Annotated in this window: 2 protein-coding genes; one reads left to right on the forward strand and one right to left on the reverse strand. The window is 48.8% G+C overall.

Annotated elements, in window-relative coordinates:
* A partial coding sequence (locus RMO52_RS12565) for a nucleotide disphospho-sugar-binding domain-containing protein (RefSeq protein WP_310414625.1) occupies positions 1 to 1,338 on the forward strand: 1,338 nt, incomplete at its 5' end.
* Between the two features lie 232 nt (positions 1,339 to 1,570).
* Here RMO52_RS12565 and RMO52_RS12570 read toward each other — a convergent pair.
* The coding region (locus RMO52_RS12570; RefSeq protein ID WP_310414627.1) for a photosystem II high light acclimation radical SAM protein at positions 1,571 to 2,836 on the reverse strand (1,266 nt) is incomplete at its 5' end.

Raw genomic sequence — 2,836 nt, forward strand, 5'->3', positions numbered from 1 at the left:
TTTCTGTTTCCCTTTACGCCGACGCGATCGTTTCCTGGCATCTTGTTTCCTCAGTCGCTGACTAAACTCGGCGGTACTTTTAACTGGTTATCGCACCTGCTACTAAGACAGATAATGTGGCAAGGGTTTCGCACAGCCGATCGCCTTGCTAGAGCGCAAGTATTAAACCTGCCCGCTGCATCCTTCTGGGGGCCGTATAAATCGCCAGTAATGCACCGATATCCGACGCTTTATGGGTTCAGTCCATCGGTCATTCCCAAGCCTGCGGATTGGCACAACACGGAGATTGTGGGCGATTGGTTTTTGGATGCTAGCGGCTGGACTCCACCCGCAGATTTAGTAGAATTTCTACAAAACGGTGCGCCGCCTGTATATATCGGCTTTGGTAGTATGGGCAGTCGCAAGCCGGAAGAAACCGCAGAGTTGGTTTTACAGGCAATAAATCGCACTGGACAACGTGCCATTTTGCAAGCTGGTTGGGGTGGTTTGAGTAAGGCTGACGTACCAAACAATATTTTGATGATAAATTCGGTGCCGCATTCCTGGCTATTCCCTCGGATGGCGGCGGTGGTGCATCATGGCGGTGCGGGGACGACTGCGGCAGGTTTGAGAGCGGGGGTGCCTTCGATCGTGATTCCGTTCTTTGGCGATCAGCCGTTTTGGGGTCAACGGATTGCTGATTTGGGGGTAGGAACGGCACCAATTCCCCGCCAGCAATTAACGGTGGAAAAATTGGCTCAGGCGATCGACCGAGCCGTAACAGATCCAGTCATGCGGCAACGTGCAGCCGATTTGGGGCGAAAATTCAGGCTGAGGATGGGGTGGGGCGCGTTGTTTCGATCGTCCGAGAGATTGAAGAAAAGGGTTTATAAATCTTTGCCGCTACGCCAGACTCATTGTGTCCAATTCGACTTACTAGGTGGTTGTGTCATCGAGAAACCCCAAACGCAGGGGGCTGCACCAGATGAAGTCCTGTACATTGGCGAAGGTTTGCCTCGTTATGCAGAGGGCGAACCACGTCGCGTGAACTTGAGTGTGTCGCGCTTACCAGATTTAGTTGTAGAGATTGCCGATACTACTTTAGCTAGCGATTTGGATGAGAAGAAACAACTTTATTTAGCATTAGCCATTCCTGAATATTTGGTAGTTGATGTTAAAGGCAAGCGAGTACTCGCCTTTCGATTGGTAGATGGCAAATATCGGGAGTGTACTGAATCAGTTGCCCTGACAGGACTACCGATCGATCTACTAGAACAAACGCTAAATCAGATGGATAATACTAATGGTAATGCCGCACTTTGGTTTGCAGCCCAAATCGATAAGTTGCCAGCAAAATAGTTGGTGTTGCCTAATTCAATCTTTATAGATCTCGATCTTCTGTGCGATCGATAACTTTCAGCCCGGTTAACCCAGCACCAACAGCTCCTATACTCAAACAAATTATCGACATTTTAGTAGATAGTGGGTACTGTCCGATCTGTGACGATCTCCACCAATCGCATGTCCACAAATTTCAAGCGAAAAAAACGTCGGGGTAATTCATAAATCACCCCGACGTTTTTTTATTAATCTAAACCTTTGCCAACTGCTTCACCTCCACAGGTGCAGTTAGAGCTGCTTCTAGCTCTGACTTACCAAGTCGGGCTTCGAGGATATTCATCACTTCACGACCGAAATCATTGGGATTATCGCGGAAGGCTTGGAGACAAACCTCGCCAAAGAATGAGCCTAATGGTTCGGGATTCCAGAGCAGTTTTTTGGCAACCCAAGGCATGTGACTCATCGGGTTATAACCGGGTTTGATAATATCATTTTTGAAGGCATATTCTTCTAAATGGGTATGCGGTTGTAACCCGATAAAGAAGATTGCTGGTTCGACTTTATCTGCGCCGAAAATCTTTTCCATTTCGCGGTGATAAGCGATCGTTTGGCGGATCGTTTCAAAGCGTTCGTCGATGACATTAAATGAGTAATTAATCGACACCATATCTTCAAACCCGGCGGCTTTGAGATCGCGACAGTTTTGTAAGACAGTCCGCAGATTATAGCCCATCCGCATTTTGCGAACTAGTTCCTGAGAACCGCTGGTAATGCCGATCTCAAAATAGTTCATCCCGGTTTTTACCATCAACTCGCACAGCTCGGGCGTCAGATTGTCAGCGCGAATATACGCCGCCCATTTGATATCTGTCATCCCACTATCGACGATCTTTTGTAATAACTCGATCGCGTCGTCTATGTAACGTCGGGCGGGGATAAATTGAGCATCGGTAAACCAGAAATTCCGAATCCCGCGATCGTACAATTGCCGCATTTCGGCGACTACTTCATCAGCCGGATTGATTCTCACCTGCTTACCTTCAATGACGGTATAAACGCAGTAACAACAGTTGTGCGGACAGCCGCGTTTGGTTTGCACGCCGACATAGAAGTCCCGATCTTGCAAGTAATAGCTAAATTCCGGCCAGATCGTCTCGATATAATCATAGTTGCACGCCGTCTTTTCGATCGGGGCTGGCGGTTCGTGGACTAAGCCTTTGCGAGGGGCTTCACCGACGATATAGCAGCGTTCGTGAGTGAGATCTTCGGCTTTGATAATCTTCTCTAGCAAGGCTTCACCTTCGCCGATCGAGACGATCGCACCTTTTGGTAAACTCTTAGATAATTGCTCGTAGAAGACGCTCACAGCCCCACCACCGACGACGAGTTGCGTGTCGGGATGATATCGCTTGGCGCGTTTGAATCCGCGCTTAATCAGGGACATATTCCGCCACAGTTCGGTATAGTGGCTCTTGAGCATCCGTGCGCCGCCGAGCGCCCCACGCAGCTTTTTGAG

It is taken from the genome of Chamaesiphon sp. OTE_8_metabat_110 (genome assembly GCF_031382685.1).
Classification (GTDB): domain Bacteria; phylum Cyanobacteriota; class Cyanobacteriia; order Cyanobacteriales; family Chamaesiphonaceae; genus Chamaesiphon.